13 protein-coding genes and 1 tRNA gene are annotated in these 21,470 nt (G+C 39.6%); 7 read left to right on the top strand and 7 right to left on the bottom strand.

Annotation, left to right across the window (positions count from 1 at the left end):
- Nucleotides 1-140: 140 nt before the first annotated feature.
- Together dnaK and dnaJ are read left to right on the top strand one after the other, a co-directional pair.
- Entirely contained in the window at nucleotides 141-2,048 is a 1,908-nt protein-coding gene (gene dnaK, locus DQN49_RS08800) for a molecular chaperone DnaK (protein WP_006995866.1), read from the top strand.
- A gap of 86 nt (nucleotides 2,049-2,134) precedes the next feature.
- Entirely contained in the window at nucleotides 2,135-3,283 is a 1,149-nt protein-coding gene (gene dnaJ / locus DQN49_RS08795; protein WP_032826309.1) for a molecular chaperone DnaJ, read from the top strand.
- A 77-nt stretch (nucleotides 3,284-3,360) separates the two neighbouring features.
- Here the strand turns inward: dnaJ and proA are convergent, their stop codons facing one another.
- Nucleotides 3,361-4,614, bottom strand: coding sequence for a glutamate-5-semialdehyde dehydrogenase (gene proA / locus DQN49_RS08790; protein WP_006995868.1), 1,254 nt, complete (start codon nucleotides 4,612-4,614; stop codon nucleotides 3,361-3,363).
- A gap of 20 nt (nucleotides 4,615-4,634) precedes the next feature.
- The gene (locus tag DQN49_RS08785) at nucleotides 4,635-5,297 is read right to left on the bottom strand and encodes a trimeric intracellular cation channel family protein (RefSeq protein WP_005652973.1); all 663 of its coding nucleotides are present in this window, start codon (nucleotides 5,295-5,297) and stop codon (nucleotides 4,635-4,637) included.
- Nucleotides 5,298-5,394: 97 nt separating this feature from the next.
- Here DQN49_RS08785 and DQN49_RS08780 point away from each other — a divergent pair, with 97 nt between their 5' ends.
- Nucleotides 5,395-6,195 carry a hypothetical protein gene (locus DQN49_RS08780; protein ID WP_006995869.1) on the top strand — a complete coding sequence of 267 codons (801 nt, stop codon included), beginning with the start codon at nucleotides 5,395-5,397 and terminating at the stop codon, nucleotides 6,193-6,195.
- A gap of 31 nt (nucleotides 6,196-6,226) precedes the next feature.
- Here the strand turns inward: DQN49_RS08780 and DQN49_RS08775 are convergent, their stop codons facing one another.
- Nucleotides 6,227-7,423 carry a Bcr/CflA family multidrug efflux MFS transporter gene (locus DQN49_RS08775; protein ID WP_006995870.1) on the bottom strand — a complete coding sequence of 399 codons (1,197 nt, stop codon included), beginning with the start codon at nucleotides 7,421-7,423 and terminating at the stop codon, nucleotides 6,227-6,229.
- A 1-nt stretch (nucleotide 7,424) separates the two neighbouring features.
- A complete protein-coding gene (gene rsuA / locus DQN49_RS08770; protein ID WP_006995871.1) occupies nucleotides 7,425-8,123 on the bottom strand; it encodes a 16S rRNA pseudouridine(516) synthase RsuA in 699 nt (232 codons plus the stop codon).
- Nucleotides 8,124-8,256: 133 nt separating this feature from the next.
- Here rsuA and DQN49_RS08765 point away from each other — a divergent pair.
- Nucleotides 8,257-9,584 (top strand): IS3 family transposase gene (locus DQN49_RS08765; RefSeq protein ID WP_111723549.1). Its coding sequence is split into 2 segments (ribosomal slippage): nucleotides 8,257-8,710 and nucleotides 8,710-9,584, totalling 1,329 coding nucleotides; the frame shifts between segments, so codons are not numbered across the junction.
- A 45-nt stretch (nucleotides 9,585-9,629) separates the two neighbouring features.
- Here the strand turns inward: DQN49_RS08765 and DQN49_RS08760 are convergent.
- On the bottom strand, nucleotides 9,630-10,250 hold the full coding sequence (locus tag DQN49_RS08760) for a DUF1919 domain-containing protein (protein ID WP_006995872.1): 621 nt from the start codon (nucleotides 10,248-10,250) through the stop codon (nucleotides 9,630-9,632).
- 197 nt (nucleotides 10,251-10,447) lie between these two features.
- On the opposite strand from DQN49_RS08760, the gene DQN49_RS08755 reads away from it, so the two are divergent.
- A complete protein-coding gene (locus DQN49_RS08755) occupies nucleotides 10,448-12,718 on the top strand; it encodes an NADP-dependent malic enzyme (protein ID WP_006995873.1) in 2,271 nt (756 codons plus the stop codon).
- A gap of 269 nt (nucleotides 12,719-12,987) precedes the next feature.
- Nucleotides 12,988-14,913, top strand: coding sequence for an LTA synthase family protein (locus DQN49_RS08750; protein ID WP_032826276.1), 1,926 nt, complete (start codon nucleotides 12,988-12,990; stop codon nucleotides 14,911-14,913).
- 30 nt (nucleotides 14,914-14,943) lie between these two features.
- On the opposite strand, the gene uvrB is transcribed toward DQN49_RS08750, so the two are convergent.
- Both uvrB and DQN49_RS08740 read right to left on the bottom strand, forming a co-directional pair.
- Nucleotides 14,944-16,983 carry an excinuclease ABC subunit UvrB gene (gene uvrB / locus DQN49_RS08745; RefSeq protein WP_006995875.1) on the bottom strand — a complete coding sequence of 680 codons (2,040 nt, stop codon included), beginning with the start codon at nucleotides 16,981-16,983 and terminating at the stop codon, nucleotides 14,944-14,946.
- 418 nt (nucleotides 16,984-17,401) lie between these two features.
- Nucleotides 17,402-17,477, bottom strand: a tRNA-Asn gene (locus DQN49_RS08740).
- A gap of 327 nt (nucleotides 17,478-17,804) precedes the next feature.
- On the opposite strand from DQN49_RS08740, the gene DQN49_RS08735 reads away from it, so the two are divergent.
- Nucleotides 17,805-21,290, top strand: coding sequence for a YadA-like family protein (locus DQN49_RS08735; protein WP_065246974.1), 3,486 nt, complete (start codon nucleotides 17,805-17,807; stop codon nucleotides 21,288-21,290).
- The last annotated feature ends 180 nt before the right edge of the window (nucleotides 21,291-21,470 follow it).

Raw genomic sequence — 21,470 nt, 5'->3', positions numbered from 1 at the left:
GGAAATTACCGCACTTTAAGAAATAAAAAATTTTTAAAATTTTCTCTTGAAATGCGAAAGAATATCCACATCTTACAATTCGTAATAAATAGGTCCAAAAGCCCTACCCCGAATTTTAAAATTTTTACTAGGAGTACAAAATGGGAAAAATTATTGGTATTGACTTAGGTACAACAAACTCTTGTGTAGCTGTAATGGACGGCGATAAAGCTCGCGTTATTGAAAATGCAGAAGGGGCACGTACTACTCCGTCAATCATTGCATATACAGATAATGAAACCTTAGTAGGTCAGCCAGCAAAACGCCAAGCAATCACTAACCCGAAAAATACATTGTTTGCGATTAAACGTTTAATTGGTCGTCGTTTTGAAAGTGAAGAAGTTCAACGCGATATTAAAATTATGCCTTTCGAAATTACTCGTGCTGACAATGGTGATGCGTGGGTAAACGTGAAAGGCGACAAATTAGCCCCACCGCAAATTTCAGCAGAAGTATTGAAAAAAATGAAAAAAACTGCAGAAGATTTCTTGGGTGAAGCGGTAACTGAAGCAGTAATTACTGTGCCTGCATACTTTAATGATGCACAACGTCAAGCAACGATTGATGCAGGTAAAATTGCAGGCTTAGATGTAAAACGTATCATTAATGAACCAACAGCGGCTGCGTTAGCGTTTGGTTTAGGTTCAAGCAAAGAGAACCAAGTGATCGCTGTTTACGACTTAGGTGGTGGTACATTTGATATTTCAATCATCGAAATTGATAACTTTGATGGTGAACAAACTTTCGAAGTATTGGCAACCGGTGGTAACACTCACTTAGGTGGTGAAGACTTCGATAACCGTGTAATTGATTACATTATTGATGAGTTCAAAAAAGAACAAAATATCGATTTACGTAATGATGCAATGGCATTACAACGTGTGAAAGAAGCTGCAGAGAAAGCAAAAATTGAACTGTCATCAGCGCAATCTACCGAAGTAAACTTACCTTACATCACGGCAGATGCGACAGGCCCTAAACACTTAGCATTAAATATCACTCGTGCAAAATTAGAAGCATTAGTAGAAGATTTAGTGGCAAGCTCAATTGAGTCTTTGAAAGCGGTATTAAAAGATGCAGATAAAGGTGTAAGCGAAATCCACGATATTATTCTTGTGGGTGGCCAAACTCGTATGCCACTTGTACAACAAAAAGTTGCTGAATTCTTTGGTAAAGAAGCACGTAAAGATGTGAACCCTGATGAAGCGGTGGCAATTGGTGCGGCAGTTCAAGGTGGTGTATTAAAAGGCGATGTGAAAGATGTTCTTTTATTAGACGTAACTCCATTATCTTTAGGTATCGAAACCATGGGCGGTGTGATGACCACTTTAATTGAGAAAAATACCACGATTCCAACTAAAAAATCGCAAGTATTCTCAACAGCAGAAGATAACCAAAGTGCGGTAACTATTCATGTTCTTCAAGGCGAACGTAAACGTGCGGCAGACAATAAATCTTTAGGTCAATTCAACCTAGAAGGTATTAATCCTGCACCGCGTGGTATGCCACAAATCGAAGTAACATTTGATATCGATGCAAACGGCGTAATCAACGTATCAGCAAAAGATAAAAATACGGGTAAAGAGCAACAAATTCGTATTCAAGCATCATCTGGTTTATCTGATGAAGAAATTCAACAAATGGTGCGTGATGCAGAAGCAAATGCTGATGCAGACCGTAAATTTGAAGAAATTGTTCAAGCTCGTAACCAAGCAGATGGTATTGCTCACGCAACACGTAAACAAATTGCAGAAGCTGGCGATGCATTGAGTGTCGCAGACAAAGAGAAAATTGAAGCTGCAGTCGCTGAGCTTGAAACAGCAGCAAAAGGCGAAGATAAAGCTGAAATTGAAGCAAAAATTGAAGCGGTAATTAAAGCCTCTGAACCATTAATGCAAGCAGTGCAAGCAAAAGCTCAACAAGCTGGTGGCGAGCAACCACAACAATCATCAGCAAAAGATGATGGCGTGGTAGATGCTGAATTTGAAGAAGTGAAAGATAATAAATAATTCACCGCTCTTCTTAGCATAAACAAAGGGCGTGGAAACACGCCCTTTTGGTGTATTTATTTTCAGCAACAAATTACAAAATTACTATGGCAAAAAAAGATTACTACGAAGTCCTTGGCCTACAAAAAGGGGCGAGTGAGGACGACATCAAACGTGCGTATAAACGTTTAGCGTCTAAACATCACCCCGATAAAAACCAAGGCAGTAAAGAAGCTGAAGAAAAATTCAAAGAAATTAATGAAGCTTATGAAGTATTAGGCGACGATCAAAAACGCGCAGCCTACGATCAATATGGTCACGCAGCCTTTGAACAAGGTGGTGGCACTGGTGGCTTCGGTGGCGGCTTTGGCGGTGCTGATTTTGGTGATATGTTCGGTGATATTTTTGGCGATATTTTCGGCGGTGGTGGACGTGGTCGCCAGCGCGTTGTTTGTGGCGAAGACTTACGTTATGACTTAGAAATTAGCCTAGAAGAAGCCGTAAAAGGTACAACCAAAGATATTCAAATCAATACTCTTGCACATTGTGATAGCTGTGGTGGCTCTGGGGCAGAAAAAGGTTCTAAAGTGGAAACTTGTCCGCATTGCCACGGCTCTGGTCGAATTCGCCGTCAGCAAGGTTTCTTTGTATCTGAAAGTATTTGTCCAACTTGTCATGGTAGCGGTAAGAAAATTGAAAAACCTTGTCGCAGCTGTCATGGAGAAGGACGAGTTCATAAGAAAGAAAATCTTTCAGTAAAAATTCCTGCAGGCGTAGATACGGGCAACCAACTTCGCTTAGCTGGAAAAGGCGCAGCAGGCGAAAATGGCGCACCAGCGGGAGATTTATATGTTGTGATTCACGTGAGAGAACATCATATTTTTGAACGTGATGGCTCTAATCTTTACTGTGAAGTACCAATCAGCTTTGCAATTGCAGCATTAGGTGGGGAAATTGAAGTGCCAACTTTAGATGGCAGAGTGAAACTTAAAATCCCAGCTGAAACGCAAACGGGAAAATTATTCCGTATGCGAGGCAAAGGTGTCGCTTCTACACGTAGTGGCTATGCGGGCGATTTAATTTGCCGTATTGTGGTCGAAACACCCGTTAATTTAACCAGCGAGCAAAAAGAATTACTCCACAAACTTGAGGAAAGTTTACAAGGTAAAGATTTAAGTAAACATGCACCAAAATCTTCAGGATTTTTGGACGGTGTGAAAAAATTCTTTGATAACTTAGGTAAATCTGACAAATAAAGATAGTGAAAAAGTCCGCATTTCGCGGACTTTTTATATGCAAATAATCTCTTCTAAAAATTACCGCACTTTAGGTTTTATTTGCGGACAGTATATTCGCCTTCACAAACCCATTTATAACTGGTTAATGCTTCTAATCCCATTGGGCCACGAGCGTGAAGTTTTTGGGTGCTCACTGCAACTTCTGCGCCTAATCCAAATTGTCCGCCATCAGTAAAGCGTGTGCTTGCATTCACATAAACGGCTGCCGCATCAACTTGATTGATAAATTGACGGGCTAGGCTTTGTGAGGAAGTTAAAATACTTTCAGAATGTTGCGTACCATATTGGCGAATATGCTCAATAGCGGCATGAATATCTTCCACAACAACGACATTCAAATCCAATGATCCCCATTCTTCGCGCAATTCTTTTTCTGTCACTTCGCAGACATTCGCACCTGCTTGTTTCAATATATTAAGTGCGGTGGATTTTGCATGATATTTTACGTTTTTAGCGGAAAGGTGAGAGACGAGTTTTGGTAAAAATTCTTCAGCAATAGAATGTTGAACTAACAATGTTTCCAATGTGTTACAGGTGCTTGGACGTTGGGTTTTGGCGTTATCAATAACAAAAACCGCTTTATTTTGATCCGCACTTTCTTCAACGAAAGTATGACAAACACCCACACCACCCACAATAACAGGAATAGTCGAATGTTGTTTACACAATTCATGTAAACCCGAACCACCACGAGGAATAATCATATCCACATAGCGATCCAGTTTTAATAATTGCATAACGAGTTCACGGTTTGGATCGGTAATGGCTTGCACCGCAAATTTTGGTAAGCCTGCTTGCTCTAAAGCATTTTGCACAACTTCGATTAAAATCTTGTTAGAAAATTGTGTTTCTTTACCGCCGCGTAAAATCACTGCATTACCGGTTTTAAGGCAAAGACTTGCCACATCAATGGTCACATTTGGGCGAGCTTCATAAATTGTACCAATGACGCCGAGCGGAGTGCGTACGCGTTCGATTTTAAGTCCGCTATCCAATGTACCGCCGTCTATGATTTTCCCCACGGGATCTGCTAGAGAAATAACGTGGCGTACATCATTAGCAATGCCTTGTAAACGTTCTTGTGTGAGCAGTAGGCGATCAATCAAGGCATCCGATAATCCATTTTGTTTGGCAAGTTCAATATCTTTTGCGTTTTCGGCTAAGATAAGCGGTGCTTGTTGTTCGAGTTGTTCTGCAATAATGGATAATGCACAATTTTTTTCAGCAGTGGTGAGTTGAGCCAAGATAAATGCTGCATCTTTGGCTTGTTTACCCATTTGTTCTAACATAGTTATTCCCTTTATTGTATTTATTTCTTTTTATTTGGCAGCTTATCTTGTTCTTCCGATGTGAGTTCTTGGTAATTAAACACCGGCAACCCCCATTCGAAATGAATAGCTAAAAGGCGTAAAGTAAAGCTGCTAATAAGTGTGAGTAACACGGCAAGCGTATGTTCTACTTGAAGTGTGCTTAATGCGTAATAAGTCAGCGTGGCAAATAGCGCAATGCTGGCATAGAGTTCTTTTTGGAATACGAGAGGAATTCGATTGCATAGCATATCGCGTAGAACCCCGCCAAAGGCACCAGTAATACAACCTGCAATACAAACAATAGTGAGGCTATGTCCCATATCCATTGCAATTTGTGCGCCAATAATGGAATACACCACTAAGCCCATCGCATCAAGCACCAAGAAAATAGTGCGAAAGTAGCGCATAAAATGATTGATAAATGGTGCAACATATACGGTAATTACCGCCGCACTTGCCACCATTAAAAAATATTCTGGGTGCTTAACCCAGCCGAGAGGGTAATGCCCAAGCAGTACATCACGCACAGAACCGCCACCAATGGCAGTGACAGATGCGATAATGATCACGCCAAAAATATCCATTTTCTCACGACCTGCCGCAAGTGCGCCTGTCATTCCTTCAGCGGTGATACCGATGATATATAAAATACTAAGTAACATTCATGTACCTAAGTGCGGTTAAAATTGGTTTCATTCTACTTTAAAATTTAATGAATTTTTAGCATAATGGCGCATTATTTTTTCAGACGTCAAAATTATGTCAGAACAATCTTCTAAATATATCGCAGCATTGCTTGCGGTATTATCGATCTCAATGGTGCTTGGCATCGATCTATTTATTTTTTCTTTGCAATCTGAAAAGCAAACAATGCCTCATTTAGGTGTAGGCGTGTTGGTTGCACAGTTAATTTCGTTATTGGTGTTTTATCGTGGCGAAATTTGCCCGGGGCAGCGTGGTCGTTTAATCAAAGTGAATATGACTTTTGCTATTTATTGGGCAGTGTGGTTGCTGATAAGCCTATTACAAAATAATCACACGCTTACTAACGTGATGAGCGTATGTGGTCTTTCTGTCGTGTATTTTATTTGGAAACAACCCAAAACTGAAAAAATTCGTAACAGCTTTTTATTGATGGCTGCATTAATTGCGGGTTTAGGTTGCTTGAGTTATTTAATGATTTTTACCGTGCTTCCTGCGAGTAATTTTGCTGAATATAACCCTTTTGCATCAATTTTATCTGGCGTGATTTTAGCAAATCTTGCGCTTGTTATTGCACGAAATCGTTTACAAGGTTTTATAGCATTGTTGCCCTTAGCCATGATTATATTGCTTGCTCTAAATGCTTTGGCAATGTTTTTATTTTTACTTTTAAATGGTATGGAAAGTGCGGTTAATTCTGAGAGTGTTTTTGCCTACATCATTTATTTTGTTTGCCATTTTGTGATTGCGGCTATTCTGATTCTGCATAGTTTCCAAAAGTGGACATTATCTACCACTAGTTTATTTATCCTATTATTTATTGCTGTTTGCTTGCCGTTATGGATGGTTTTTGTTTAATAAAGAAAACAATCATTGCACCGTGGGGAATTTACCCACGGCTTTTAAGATTTCGGCTGGTTAGAAAGTAATACGCCAACACGGAAATCACGACACATGCCCCCATAGTAAAGAGCATTGGTGCGGCAGTATCCATTTTCATTGACGCGACTAAACTTCCCATAATTGCACCCACTGCAAAACGTACGCTACCAATCAAAGAATTTGCTGTTCCTGCCATTTGAGGACATTTTTCTAAAGCTGATGCCATTGCATTTGATGAAATCACTGGGTTTGGACCGACGAAAAAGGCGACGCCAATTGCCATTGGCCAAAAACCAAGATCTAAAAGTGCGGTCAAAATTAGCCACATTCCAGAAAGGAATTGAATTGCGAGGGCTATCCGTAACATTGTTTCTGCGCCCACTTTAGTAGCAAATCGGCTATTCAAAAAGGAGGCAAAGATCATCGTAACGATATTCATCATAAAGAAATAACCGAACTGATCGACGGGAACGCCATAAATGCCGATATATACAATTGATCCTGCCGTCACAAAAGCAAACAACCCGCCAAAGCTAAAAGAGGCGGCAAACATGTAGCCAAGCACTTCTTTTTGCTTCCAAAGCAGAAGGAAATTGCGAGCCATAATATTTAAGCGCAGCGGAATGCGATTTTCTTTTTTATGGGTTTCTGGAATGATGAAAAAGACCAATGCAGCGGCTAATAATCCCACGAGCGAAATAATGTAAAAAATCGCATGCCAATGGAAAAATTTAACGATGTAACCACCAATGATTGGTGCAACTAAAGGTGCAAGCATAAATACTAACGTGATGGTGGACATCACTTTGGATAGCTGATCTTTACTAAATAAATCACGCAATAATGCGCCAGAAAGTACAACAGGTGCGGCACCAAAGAAACCTTGCACAAAACGAAGTGCGGTAAAATTTCCAACTGAATTTATTTCGGTAAGCACTAAAGCTGTTAATGCGCCCACAATAACACCGAGTAAAATGATCGGTTTTCGTCCGAAACTATCACCAAAAGGCCCCCAAAAAAGCTGACCAAACGCCATGCCATAAGCAAAAGAGGTGAGCGTGTGTTGTACTTGTTCTGGACTCACGCCGAGATCTTTCGCAATTTCTAAAAAAGACGGCAAATACATATCCACGCCAAAGGGCGGTAGCATAGAGAGAATACCGAGGGTAAGAATAAAGATGAAAGTCGATTTTTGTTGATTCATATTATTTTACTAACTTTTCAATTTCACTTTGAGTTAATGGGCGGTATTCGCCTTCTTCTAAGGATTCATCCAACACTACATCACCAATTTTCCAGCGATGTAATCCAACGACTTTATTCCCAAGTGCGGCAAACATACGTTTTACTTGATGATAGCGACCTTCAGAAATGGTCAGATTTACATTGTAGTCATCTAAAATTTCTAATTTTGCTGGTTTAGTGGGCTCTTTTTCTCCGCGTAATAAAATACCTTCCGAACAAGCCGCTGCATAATTTTCTTCTACGGGATCAGCTAATGTCACCAAATAGGTTTTTTCACAATGATGCTTTGGGGAAGTGATGCGATGTGACCATTGTCCATCATCGGTAAGCAATACGAGACCTGTCGTATCCACATCTAAGCGACCCGCGCTATGTAATTTTCCAGCTAAAGGGTAATCAAAAAATTGATAAATTGTTGGATAGTCGCCGTCATCATTAGAACAAACACAGCCTTGTGGTTTATGCAACATAAAATACTGGCCTTCTTCTACCCAAGTTAATAATTCATCTTCAAAATAGATTTTATCTTCTTGTGAAATTTGAACCGCACCACTTTTGACAATTTCACCATTAATTTTTACCGCACTTTGGCGGATCGCTTTTGTTGCTTGAGAACGAGTTAATCCCGTATTTTCAGCAATAAATTTATCTAATCTCATTATGTTTTCTCTTATTAAAATTCGCTAGGCATTTTACAGGTTTTTGCTTTTAGAACGAAACAAAAAAGGCTGCAATTGATCTGCACCCCAAAAGTTGGACTAAACAACCAACTCACTAAGGTGTAGATTTTTTATGACCAAATACAATTTTCTTTTCAAGCAACAAGTCATCGAATTTTATCTTCAAAATGGTAAAAATAGTTCACTTACCCGCAGGCATTTTCAACTTGCCGAAACAACATTAGAACGTTGGATTAACCAATTTAATCATAGTGGAATCAATGGGCTAGCGGTGCTGGGTAAGAAGCGAAATTACTCACCTGAATTTAAACTTAACGTGATACAAGCGGTTAAAAATGGGAAATTTTCTGCAGAAGCCGCTTGCTTACATTTTGGTATTGCCAATGCAGGTGTTGTTAGCCAATGGTTGAAAGCCTTTGAAAAACAAGGTATAAACGGCTTAATCCCCAAACCTAAAGGTCGCCCAACCATGAAACTCCAATACCCTAAAATGCCGCCTAAACCGAAAACACGAGAGGAAGAACTAGAATTGGAAAATCTCCGACTACGTGCGGAGAACGCAATCCTAAAAAAGTTGCAAGAGCTCAACCAACAAAAAATGCAGAAAAAGCCGCTATCGTAAAGGCATTACGCATTCATTTTCCGCTGCCCATTTTATTAGATTTAATCGGCTTGGCACGCAGTGTTTTCTTCTATCACTTGAAGACGAAAAACGATAAAAATGTAGCACTCTCACAAGAAATCGCCACTATTTATCATGATAATCACGGAAACTACGGTTATCGCCGAGTGACGTTTAAGCTAAGAGAAACCATTAAAATTAACCATAAAAAAGTGCAACGTATTATGCAATGGTTGGGGCTTAAGGGAAAATGCAAGACACAAAAATATCGTTCTTATCAAGGTGAAGTCGGGCATATTGCGGATAATCTGTTACAACGCGATTTTACGGCAACACAGCCTAATGAAAAATGGGCAACCGACATTACCGAATTTAAGTGCGCTGAAGGCAAGCTCTATTTATCCCCAATTAAGGATTTATTTAACAATGAAATTATTGCTTATGATTTAGCGCGAAGCCCGAACTTTGAGCAAATTACCCGAATGATGAAACAAGCTGTAGCAAGGCTTGAAGGCGCAAAACCGATTTTACATTCCGACCAAGGTTGGCAGTATCAGATGATAGGTTATCAAAACATACTCAGGGAGAATGGCATTCAACAAAGTATGTCAAGGAAGGGGAATTGTTTAGATAATAGTGCGATGGAAAGCTTCTTTGGGCGATTAAAAACGGAATGTTATTACGGCAAACGATTTGAGACGTTCGAACAACTGGAAAAAACGATCCATGAATATATTCATTATTACAACCATGAGCGCATTCAGGGGAAACTAAAAGGACTCAGCCCTGTGAATTACAGAACTCAGTCCTTGAACTAAATCAGTCTAACTTTTTGGGGTCAGATCAAATGCAGCCTTTATCTATTAAGCGTGGTTAAACCACTTCACGTAATCGAATTGATCGTAATATTTTTTCCCATTCCAGCCAGAAAATTCAAAAATATCGCCCACCTGATTTTGCTTCTCGAAGCCTTTTATATAATAAGCCGATTTAAAAGCTGGATAGGGCTTGTGAGTAAAAATCACTTTATTTTTGAAAGGGAGTTGATCAAAAAGTTGAATGTCTTTTTCGGTCACGCCGTCTCGATCTGTCATCATAATAAAAAGATTATCGAAATTCATTCGTGACGTGCGAAGTTGCCATTTTTCATTGGCTTCTTGCTCACTGTGATAATGCATAAAATGAATTTCAAGATCAGCAAGTTTTCCCACTGGATAACTTTTTTCTGTTTGTACGAATGTGAGAGGTTGAGTACGGTAGAAATCCATATTTTGTAAATAACGCAAAAAATCCTGTGGCGAGAGATAGAGATTCACAAAAGGGGAATTAAACGGCTGGTGCAAATCATGTAAGATAAAAGCACCCATACAATTGGCAGAAATGACAGTCATACCTTGATTTGTTAGTTTACGTTGCAGAGTGCGATTAATGAAAAATCTTTGGCATTTATTCACCGCACTTTTGATTTTTTGAAATGGATTCATTTTCTCATCCTTTATGCTTTTGTTGCGAAAATCCTACCTTTTTTGCTGAAAAATGAAAAGTCTAGCTAATGCCTCGCATCAAAAAAATTTTGTTATAAAGTTGTAAAAGTTTGCAGTTCGTCACAATTTTTTGAATAAAAAACAGATATAATCGACGCAGTATTTCAATCCTGTTTCAAGAAAATGGAGCACTTATTATGACCGAACAATTACGTCAAGCAGCCTTAGATTTCCACGAATTTCCAATTCCTGGAAAAATCGAAGTTACCCCAACAAAATCACTCGCAACACAACGCGATCTTGCTTTAGCTTATTCACCAGGTGTGGCAGAGCCTTGTTTAGAAATTGAAAAAGATCCTGCCGCCTCTTACAAATATACAGCACGTGGCAATTTAGTGGCGGTGATTTCCAATGGTACAGCGGTACTTGGGCTTGGCAATATTGGCGCGCTTGCCGGCAAACCCGTAATGGAAGGGAAGGGCGTATTGTTCAAAAAATTTGCGGGCATCAACGTATTTGATATTGAAGTGAATGAGCATGATCCCGATAAACTTGTGGATATTATTGCCTCGTTAGAGCCAACTTTCGGTGGGGTAAATCTTGAAGATATTAAAGCACCTGAATGCTTCTATATCGAACAAAAATTGCGTGAGCGAATGAATATTCCTGTATTCCATGATGACCAGCATGGAACAGCGATCATCAGTGCTGCTGCGATCATCAATTCTCTTCGTATTGTAGGTAAAAAAATTGAAGATGTACGCTTAGTGGCTTCTGGTGCGGGTGCAGCATCTATTGCGTGTTTGAACTTATTGCTTTCTTTAGGTATGAAACGTGAAAACATCACGGTTTGTGACTCGAAAGGCGTGGTATATAAAGGCCGTGATGACAAAATGGATCAAACCAAAAAAGAGTATGCAATTGAAGATAATGGCTGGCGTAAACTTGGTGATGCGATTCCAAATGCAGATATTTTCTTAGGTTGTTCTGCGGCTGGTGCGCTTACACAAGATATGGTTAAAAGTATGGCTGCGCATCCAATTATTCTTGCTTTAGCTAATCCAAATCCTGAAATTACCCCGCCAGAAGCAAAAGCAGTTCGTCCTGATGCGATTGTATGTACAGGCCGTTCTGATTATCCAAACCAAGTAAATAACGTGCTTTGTTTCCCATTTATTTTCCGTGGTGCATTAGATGTGGGCGCAACCACTATTAATGAAGAAATGAAACGTGCGGCAGTTTATGCCATTGCTGACCTTGCATTAGAAGAACAAAATGAAGTGGTAACTTCGGCTTACGGTGGCGAAGGAGCGACATTTGGTGCGGATTATGTGATTCCTCGTCCATTTGATCCTCGCTTAATTGTGCGTATCGCACCAGCGGTAGCAAAAGCTGCAATGGAATCTGGTGTGGCAACTCGTCCAATTCAAAATTGGGATGCTTATGTTGAAAAACTAACTCAGTTTGTTTACAAAACGAGCTTGTTTATGCGCCCTATTTTCAGCCAAGCAAAAGCGGCAAAACAACGCGTTATTTTAGCGGAAGGGGAAGAAAATAAAGCATTACACGCTACCCAAGAAGTGATTTCAATGGGCTTGGCAAATCCAATTTTAATTGGTCGCCGCAGCGTGATTGAAGAAAAAATTAAAAAACTTGGTTTACGTTTAACTGCAGGTGTGGATTTTGAAATTGTGGATAACGAAGATAATCCACGCTATGAAGAATGTTGGAAACACTATTACGAACTTACTAAACGTAAAGGCATTACACCTGCAATCGCAAAACGTGTCGTGCGTTCTAACACTACCGTATTAGCTTCTACATTGCTTAGCTTAGGTTATGCAGACGCTTTAGTATGTGGTTTATTTGGTTCATACGGAAAACACCTTGCCTCTATTCGAGATATTATTGGCTTAAAAGACGGCGTGAAAACTGCCGCTGCTTTAAATAGTCTTGTATTACCGACTGGTAACGTATTCTTAACAGATACTCACGTAAACAGTAATCCTACAGCAGAAGAATTAGCTGAAATTACCTTAATGGCAGCAGAAGAAATTCATCGTTTTGGTATTGAACCTGCAGTTGCATTGCTTTCTCATTCTAATTTTGGTTCATCTGATTCATTAGGCGCACCAAAAATGCGCGAAGTATTACAAATCGTCAAAGAGCACAATCCACATTTAATGATTGATGGGGAAATGCGTGGAGATTTAGCGATGAATGAAGCACACAGAAAAGAATTAATGCCTGATAGTTCATTGAAAGGAAGCGCAAATTTATTAGTGTTCCCTGATTTGAGTGCATCACGTATTAGTTATAGCTTATTACGCGGCACTACTACGGCAATTACTGTTGGCCCGATCTTAATGGGTATGAATAAATCTGCGCATATTCTTAATCCAGGTGCATCTGTTCGTCGTATTATCAATATGATTGCCTATGCAGCAGTGAAAGCACAACAAGAGTAATCGAAAAAAGTGCGGTGAATTTCTGTCGTTTATTTAATGAAGCCTCGATTTTTCTCGGGGCTTTATTTTTATCATTCTATTGAATGTGATTAGCTAAAATTGCGCTACGCAGAATTTGGCATATTGTTTACATTTGAGATTAAGTAAAACTATGTGAAAATTTACCGCACTTTAAGGCTTTTATTTTGTCGAAAAGGAGCTGATAGACAGTTGCCTATCTTTCTTTAATTTAATACGGCTTGGATGCCGTTGTGTTAGTGGTTTTTACAATGAAAAAAGCGTATTTCCCTTTATTCCCCATCTTCACATTCGTGTTGATTAATCTTATTCTACTTTCTTTATCGCGTTTGGGACTTGCGGTATGGCAATCAGAGCGTGTATCCGCCGTAGATGGCTGGTTGCAATTATTTTTGCAAGGCGTACGAATGGATGTTGTGGCACTTTGTTATTTATTTGGCGTACCAGCATTGCTCACAACATTGTTCCATAGCAGTAAAGTTTGGGTAAAAATTTTACGCCTATGGCTAACCTTTGGTAGCGTGTTCATTATCTTTATGGAAATTGCCACACCTGCCTTTATTGAAACCTATGATTACCGACCAAATCGTTTATTTATCGAATATCTGATTTATCCGAAAGAAGTTTTTTCAATGCTTGCTGAAGGGCATTTAAGTGCGGTAATTTTTAGCCTTGTTTTCACGATTTTAGCTGCCGTGATTTATTGGAAAATTTCTGGTTGGGCAGTCAAAAATTTACGTTCAATGAGTTGGAAACTTCGCCCTGTGATTGCTTTGCTTGTGATTGTCGTGAGCTTCCTTGGGGCACGTTCAAGTTTTCAACACCGTGGTATAAATCCTGCTATGGTGGCATTTTCCTCTGATGCGTTAGTGAATTCTTTGGTGCTTAATTCGGGCTATTCCGTCATTTATGCGGCACAGCAATTTAAAGATGAAGAAAAATCTTCAGAAATGTACGGAAAAATGGATGCAGATGAAATGTTTCGTATTGTTAAAGCAAGTCGGGGTCGCCCAGACAGCGATTACATTTCAGATAAATACCCAACTTTAACGAAAAATGTCGCAACTTATCAGGGGAAACCTAAAAATATCGTGATTTTGCTACAAGAAAGTCTCGGTGCTCAGTTTATTGGAACACTCGGTGGCAAACCACTTTCTCCAAATGTGGATCAGCTCGCAAAAGAAGGGTGGTTATTTGAAAATCTTTATGCAACAGGCACGCGTTCAGTACGTGGTATTGAAGCAACAACCGCAGGTTTTACGCCAACACCCGCTCGTGCAGTGGTGAAACTTAATAATGCCCAAAGTGGTTTCTTTACTATTGCGGATTTATTACATAAACAAGGCTATAACACTTCCTTTATTTATGGTGGTGAAAAGCATTTCGACAATATGGCGAGCTTTTTCTACGGTAATGGCTTTAAAGATATTTGGGATCAACAAGACTATCAGAATCCAACATTTACTGGTACTTGGGGCGTGAGTGATGAGGATTTATTTGATAAAGCCAATGAAACTTTCACGAAATTACAAAATGAAGGTAAACCGTTTTTTAGTTTAGTATTTAGCTCAAGCAATCACGATCCATTTGAATATCCAGATGGCAAGATTGAGCTTTATGAGCAACCAAAAGCCACTCGTAATAACGCAGCAAAATATGCGGATTATGCGTTAGGTCATTTCTTTAAAATGGCAAAACAGTCTAATTATTGGAAAGATACGATTTTCTTAATTGTTGCGGATCACGATTCTCGTGTAGGCGGAGCAAGTCTTGTGCCGATTAAGCATTTCCATATTCCAGCCTTGATTCTTGGTGATGGCATTACGCCACGCCGTGATAGCCGTCTTGTGAGCCAAATTGATATGCCAACTACATTACTTTCTTTAGCAGGCGTAAGTGGCAATTATCCAATGATTGGTTTTGATTTAACGCAAGATGTAAACCCAGATCGAGCTTTTATGCAATACGATCAAACTCAAGCAATGATGAAAGGCAATAATGATGTGGTGATTCAAATGCCAAATAAAGCAGCGCAAGGTTATCATTATGATAAATCAACAGAAACTTTAACGCCAAAAGAGGTGCCTGATGCAATGAAAAAAGAGGCATTGGCTCACGCTTTATTAGGTAGTTATTTATATAAAAATCGCTTGTATTCTTCAGGTGAAAATAAATAGACAGAACGCCAGCTTAAGCTGGCGTTTCTTTTAGTTATCAAAAACAAACTGTTCACGTAATTGATGTAATTGATCGCGAATAGCCGCGGCTTTTTCAAATTCCAAATCTTGCGCAAATTTATACATTTGTTGTTCCAGTTTTTTGATTTGTTGTTGATATTCTTTGGCATTTTTCGGTGCATTATAAAGTGCGGTTGGTTCTGCCGCCATTTTTCCACGTTGTTTATTGGCTTTCGCTTTTTGGTTTGCACCTTGCCCAATATCTAATAATTCACCGACTTTCTTATTCAATGCTTGTGGCACAATGCCATGTTCTTCATTGTATTTTGTTTGTTTTTCACGACGACGATTGGTTTCAGTAATAGCTTTTTCCATGGATTTTGTGATGCTATCCGCATATAAAATCGCTTTACCATTTAAGTTTCGTGCAGCTCGGCCGATGGTTTGAATTAAAGAACGTTCGGAGCGTAAAAATCCTTCTTTGTCAGCATCTAAAATCGCCACAAGAGACACTTCTGGAATATCTAAACCTTCACGCAATAAGTTAATTCCAACCAATACATCAAATTCACCCAAACGCAAATCACGGATAATTTCGACGCGTTCCACCGTATCAATATCAGAATGTAGATAACGCACACGAATTCCATGTTCATCTAAATAATCCGTTAAATCTTCAGCCATTTTCTTCGTTAGCGTCGTCACTAAAACGCGTTCATTTTTATCCGCTCTTTGGCGAGCTTCGGAAAGTAAATCATCCACTTGAATTGACACTGGACGAATTTCAATAAGCGGATCAAGCAAACCAGTGGGGCGAACCACTTGATCGATGATTTCACTGCCTGATTTCTCTAATTCATAGGCCCCTGGTGTTGCGGAAACATAGATGGTTTGCGGAGCTAAGCGTTCAAATTCCTCAAAGCGTAACGGACGATTATCCAATGCGGACGGCAAACGGAAACCATATTCGACTAAGGTTTCTTTACGTGAACGGTCGCCACGATACATCCCGCCAATTTGAGGCACAGTTACATGAGATTCATCAATAATTAAAATGGCATCAGAGGGCATATAATCAAACAATGTTGGTGGTGGCTCGCCTTCATTTCTGCCCGACAAATAGCGAGAGTAGTTTTCAATGCCCGAGCAATAGCCCAATTCATTCATCATTTCAATATCAAATTGGGTACGCTGGCTGATACGTTGTTCTTCTAAAAGTTTATGTTCTTTAATGAAGTACTCACGGCGTGATACCAGTTCTTTTTTGATGTTTTCTATCGCATCTAAAATACGTTCTCTTGGCGTCACATAGTGAGTTTTTGGATAGATCGTAAAACGTGGTACAGCACCAAAACTACTACCAGTGAGCGGATCAAATAAACTTAAACGCTCGATTTCATCATCAAATAATTCAATACGCACCGCACGATCATCAGATTCCGCAGGGAAAATATCAATAATTTCTCCGCGAACACGGAAAGTTCCACGCTGAAATGCTTGATCATTTCGGGTATATTGCAATTCCGCTAACTTCGCTAAAATTTGGCGTTGATCGATAATGGCACCTTGTTGTAAATGCAACATCATTTGTAAATAGCTATCAGGATCGCCCAAACCATAAATTGCAGAAACAGAAGCTACCACGATGGTATCTCGACGTTCTAAAAAAGATTTCGTCGCAGAAAGTCGCATTTGTTCAATTTGATCATTAATAGACGCATCTTTTTCAATAAATGTATCACTGCTCGGCACATAGGCTTCTGGCTGATAATAATCATAGTAAGACACAAAATATTCCACCGCATTTTCTGGAAAAAAAGCTTTCATTTCTGCATAAAGTTGAGCAGCAAGGGTTTTATTCGGTGCAAGTAACATTGCAGGGCGATTTAATTGAGCGATTACATTGGCGATAGTAAAGGTTTTCCCCGAGCCTGTTACCCCGAGTAAAGTTTGATGCGCCAAACCATCCGTTAAATTTTCAGCCAATTTTTCGATAGCTTGTGGCTGATCGCCAGAGGGACGAAAGTCGGAATGCAGAATGAATGGTTTTGTGTTGATTTTTTCAGACATAAAGTGCGGTTGGTTTTTTGATAGTTTTGAATAATGCCTATTTTAGCATATTTAATGTGTAAAATTGATCAGGCAAAAATCTAAGTTTTACACAGACTTAGCGATGTCAAGAGGAAGATTTCACAAATTCATTAAAAAAACTTTAAATTTTTACTAGACAAAACTTAACTTATTGATTTTAAATCAAAATTTAATTTTAGGCTAATCTATAATCAAGATCGAATAATCCTTGTAAGAACAAGGGATCCGCAAAATTTTAAAAAGTTAATCCACAAAGTTATCCACAGGCTATGTGGATAGAAAAAAGAGAGGATTCTGATAAAAATAAAGCCCATCAACATGATGGGCTCAAAATCTTCTGGTTGCTAATTTAGAATTTGTAAAAGGAGACAAACAAACTCTAAACCAAAAGAAAAATTGGCTCCTCCTGCTGGACTTGAACCAGCGACATATGGATTAACAGTCCACCGTTCTACCGACTGAACTAAGGAGGAATAAACTTTGTATCACAAGGGATAGGGCGCGAATTTTAATAAGGAGAATGAGTCTTGTCAATTAAAAATTTATAAAAAAATATAGATTTAATTTACATATTATTTATTGAACTGATAATTAGTTATCACATTATGTTTATGAAGTTAATTTGAATCTCTTCTTTCTTTACAAATCTTTACAAAAAACAAGCATTAATCATATTGATATATATATATATATATATAATTGAAAACCTTTATCTCACGCTTATTTAAACGTCACTATCTAGAAAATACGTTAAGAATATGTGGGCTATTTTATACCCCTGAAATGAAGGTTATTTATTTATGAATCGTATATTTAAAATTATTTGGAACAAAACAACACAGAGACTAGAGGTTGTTTCAGAATTAACGAAAGGTGCAGTTAAAGCTAGCTCAACATCTAGCTCGGAAAAAAATAACAAAACTCTCCCTATATCTATTCTGGCTACACTAGTTACCTCTATTCTTGCAAGTAGTGTTTCTTATGCTGATAAAATCAATTACAACGACATCCCTACGCAGGGCGTCGCTGTTGTTTCTGATAAAGATAGTGACATTTTAAGAAATATGGCGTTAGAAGGAACAGAATCCCTTGGCTTTTTATCTGCTAGTAATGCAGTAAACTCATTAAACAAAATGTTAGGACACTATAAAGGTTTTGTGCATGTTAATTCTGAAGGGGATAAAACTAATAAGACTGGTATTTGGGATGATTGGCTTACAGCTAAGACCTCAAAAGTAGAGGCTGAAACAAAAAACTCAGGTGGAGCATTTAGTTATAACTTGGGTAAATTTACAGAAAAATCTGGTGCTCAAGGTTCCCGATCTGTTGCTGTTGGCGTATATGCTAATGCCTTAGCTGCTGATTCTATTGCTATCGGCTCTCGAGCAAATGTTAATAATTATTGGGGAAATCAATATCGTGAAGCACTAAATGGAATTGCTATTGGTAGACAAGCACAAGTTGAAGGTGCAATAAACTCAATTGCATTCGGTACTAATGCGAAACTTCTGGCAAGTACTCCTTATGCACTAAAACCTGATAACTCAATTGCTATTGGTAATAATAGCACCGTAAACTGGGCAAGCAATGCTATTGCCTTAGGTAATAATGCAAGTATTACAGGAGCGCACGCTGTTAATGGTGCTTGGCAAGGTTCAGATAACAGTATTGCGATTGGTCATGAGACAAAAATTGGACGTGAAAATACTGTTGCAATCGGTAGTAATGTAAATGCACAAAGAGAAAATACCGTTGCTATTGGTACAAATGTTACTGCAAAAAGAGAAAACTCTGTTGTTATTGGTCAAAATGCAAAAGGAGAACTAGAAAGGGTTGTCGCCATTGGTGCTTATGCAGCAGCAAATGGCGATAGAACAGTTGCAATTGGTCCAGAAGCAACAGCCAATGGCTCAAAATCTATTGTGATTGGTGGCTTGGGAAATAATAAAACAGATAATAAAGCACAATCAGAAAAAGGTGCAACTCAAGCTATCGTAATTGGTAATGGTGCACAAGCGAAAGCAGCTGCAAGTTATTCTATTACTTTAGGTAACAGTGCTAAAACAGAGGCTGCTACAGGGATTAGCATTGGTGATCGTGCTAATGTTGCTTCTGGTGCAAATTCTGGTATTGCCTTAGGTAAAAGTGCAGTTGCTAATAAATCTGGCGATATTGCTATTGGCGAATCTTCAAGTACATCGGATAAACATACAGTAAATGGCCTCAAAATTGGTGACACAACCTTATCTACAGGCGTTGCCGCAACCAATAATGGCACTGTAAGTTTTGGTAATAACAATGTTAAACGACAAATCCAAAACGTTGGTGCAGGCGAGATCTCTGAAAATTCTAGTGATGCTATTACAGGTTCACAGCTTTATTCTGTAATCAAAGCAACTGACGAAATTGCTAAAACAACATATACATTCAAAGTAAATGGGCAAGATGTAAAAATTATGCAGAATAAAGCAGTAAGTGCTACTAATAATGCTAATAATACGCTTGATTTTAAAGCTGGCGATGGGTTAGATGTTGTATATGAAAATAATAATGCAGTAACTTACAAATTAAATGCTGATTCTAAGCAAGCAATTGCAGATGCTAAAACCGCGGCAACCACCGTAACTAATAAGCTCCAAGAGATCAATCAATCTGTTACACGTGCAGAAACAGCAGCGGGTAAGGCAGAGGCTGCGAAAACAGCGGCAGAGACGGCTAGAACTGGCGCAGAAGCAGCGAAAACAGCAGCAGAGACAGCTAAAGCTGGAGCAGAAGCAGCTAAGACTGGAGCGGAAGCAGCGAAGACTGCGGCTGTAACAGCCCAAGGTAAAGCAGAAGCTGCGAAGACCGCGGCGGAGACGGCTAAAGCTGGTGCAGAAACCGCGAAGGTCGGTGCAGAAGCTGCGAAAGATGCAGCAGAAACTGCGAAGACTGGTGCAGAAGCCGCTAAAGATAAAGCAGAAGCTGCGAAAACAGCGGCAGAGACGGCTAGAACTGGCGCAGAAGCAGCGAAAACAGCAGCAGAGACAGCTAAAGCTGGTGCGGAAGCAGCGAAGACTGCAGCTGTAACAGCCCAAGGTAAAGCAGAAGCTGCGAAGACCGCGGCGGAGACGGCTAAAGCTGGTGCAGAAACCGCGAAGGTCGGTGCAGAAGCTGCGAAAGATGCAGCAGAAACTGCGAAGACTGGTGCAGAAGCCGCTAAAGATAAAGCAGAAGCTGCGAAAACAGCGGCAGAGACGGCTAGAACTGGCGCAGAAGCAGCGAAAACAGCAGCAGAGACAGCCAAAGCTGGTGCAGAAACCGCGAAGGTCGGTGCAGAAGCTGCGAAAGATGCAGCAGAAACTGCGAAGACTGGTGCAGAAGCCGCTAAAGATAAAGCAGAAGCAGCGAAGACAGCTGCTGTAACGGCACAAGGTAAAGCAGAAGCGGCTAAAACAGCAGCAGAGACAGCCAAAGCTGGAGCAGAAGCAGCGAAGACAGCTGCTGTAACGGCACAAGGTAAAGCAGAAGCGGCTAAAACAGTAGCAGAGACGGCTAGAACTGGCGCAGAAGCGGCGAAAACAGCAGCAGAGACAGCGAAGACTGCAGCTGAAACGGCAGCAGATAAAGCTAAAGATTCCGAAAATACTGTAAAAGTGATTAAAGATCGTATTGAAGGTTCAGGATTAATTAGTGCTGATGGTAAAACTAGTTTTGCCTCAAATAATGCAAGTAATCGTGAAAGTGCTAAGGCCTCAGGTAAAGATTCAACTGCAATGGGATATGGCTCTGAAGCGAAAGGGGATCACTCTACTGCTCTAGGTAATAACGCTAAAGCACATGCAGAACACTCAACAGCTATAGGTCATAATGCAGAAGCTAAAGCAGCGGGCTCCGTTGCATTAGGTGAAGGATCAGTTGCTAAAGAAGAAAATACTGTTTCAGTGGGAGATATTGGTCATGAACGTAGAATAACAAATGTTCAAGATCCTAAAAACTTAACTGATGCAGCAAATAAACGCTATGTTGATCATTCTGTAAATTCAGTTCGTAACGAGCTAAAACAAACAGATAGAAAACTTCGTGGTGGGATTGCTGGGGCAGTTGCTATGGCAAATATTCCGACAGTCAGTAATGCAGGAGGCGCAATGATTGGCTTGGGGGTTGGTAACTTTAAAGGCCAAAATGCTGTGGCGATAGGCTTAAGTAAATCAAGTGATAATAACCGCATTCATTTCAAAGTGAGTGGCTCGGCAACTAGTGCAGGAGATTATGCTGTTGGTGGAGGTATTGGGTACCAATGGTAACAATCTATTAGCAAAAAACTCCCTCAATATTTTGAGGGAGTTTTTTTATTGTTTAAAGTGCCAGACTAATTCAAATATGTTCAACATATATATTTTTCTGTTGATATGCGGATTATGAGCTATTTTCTAATGAAATTTATATCTGACTGTTGTTTATAATTTAATAAAATATCAATGCAA

Source organism: Haemophilus aegyptius, assembly GCF_900475885.1.
GTDB lineage: Bacteria > Pseudomonadota > Gammaproteobacteria > Enterobacterales > Pasteurellaceae > Haemophilus > Haemophilus influenzae.
Note: the sequence above shows the minus strand (reverse complement) of the source record. Positions and strands in the feature narration are given on the sequence as shown.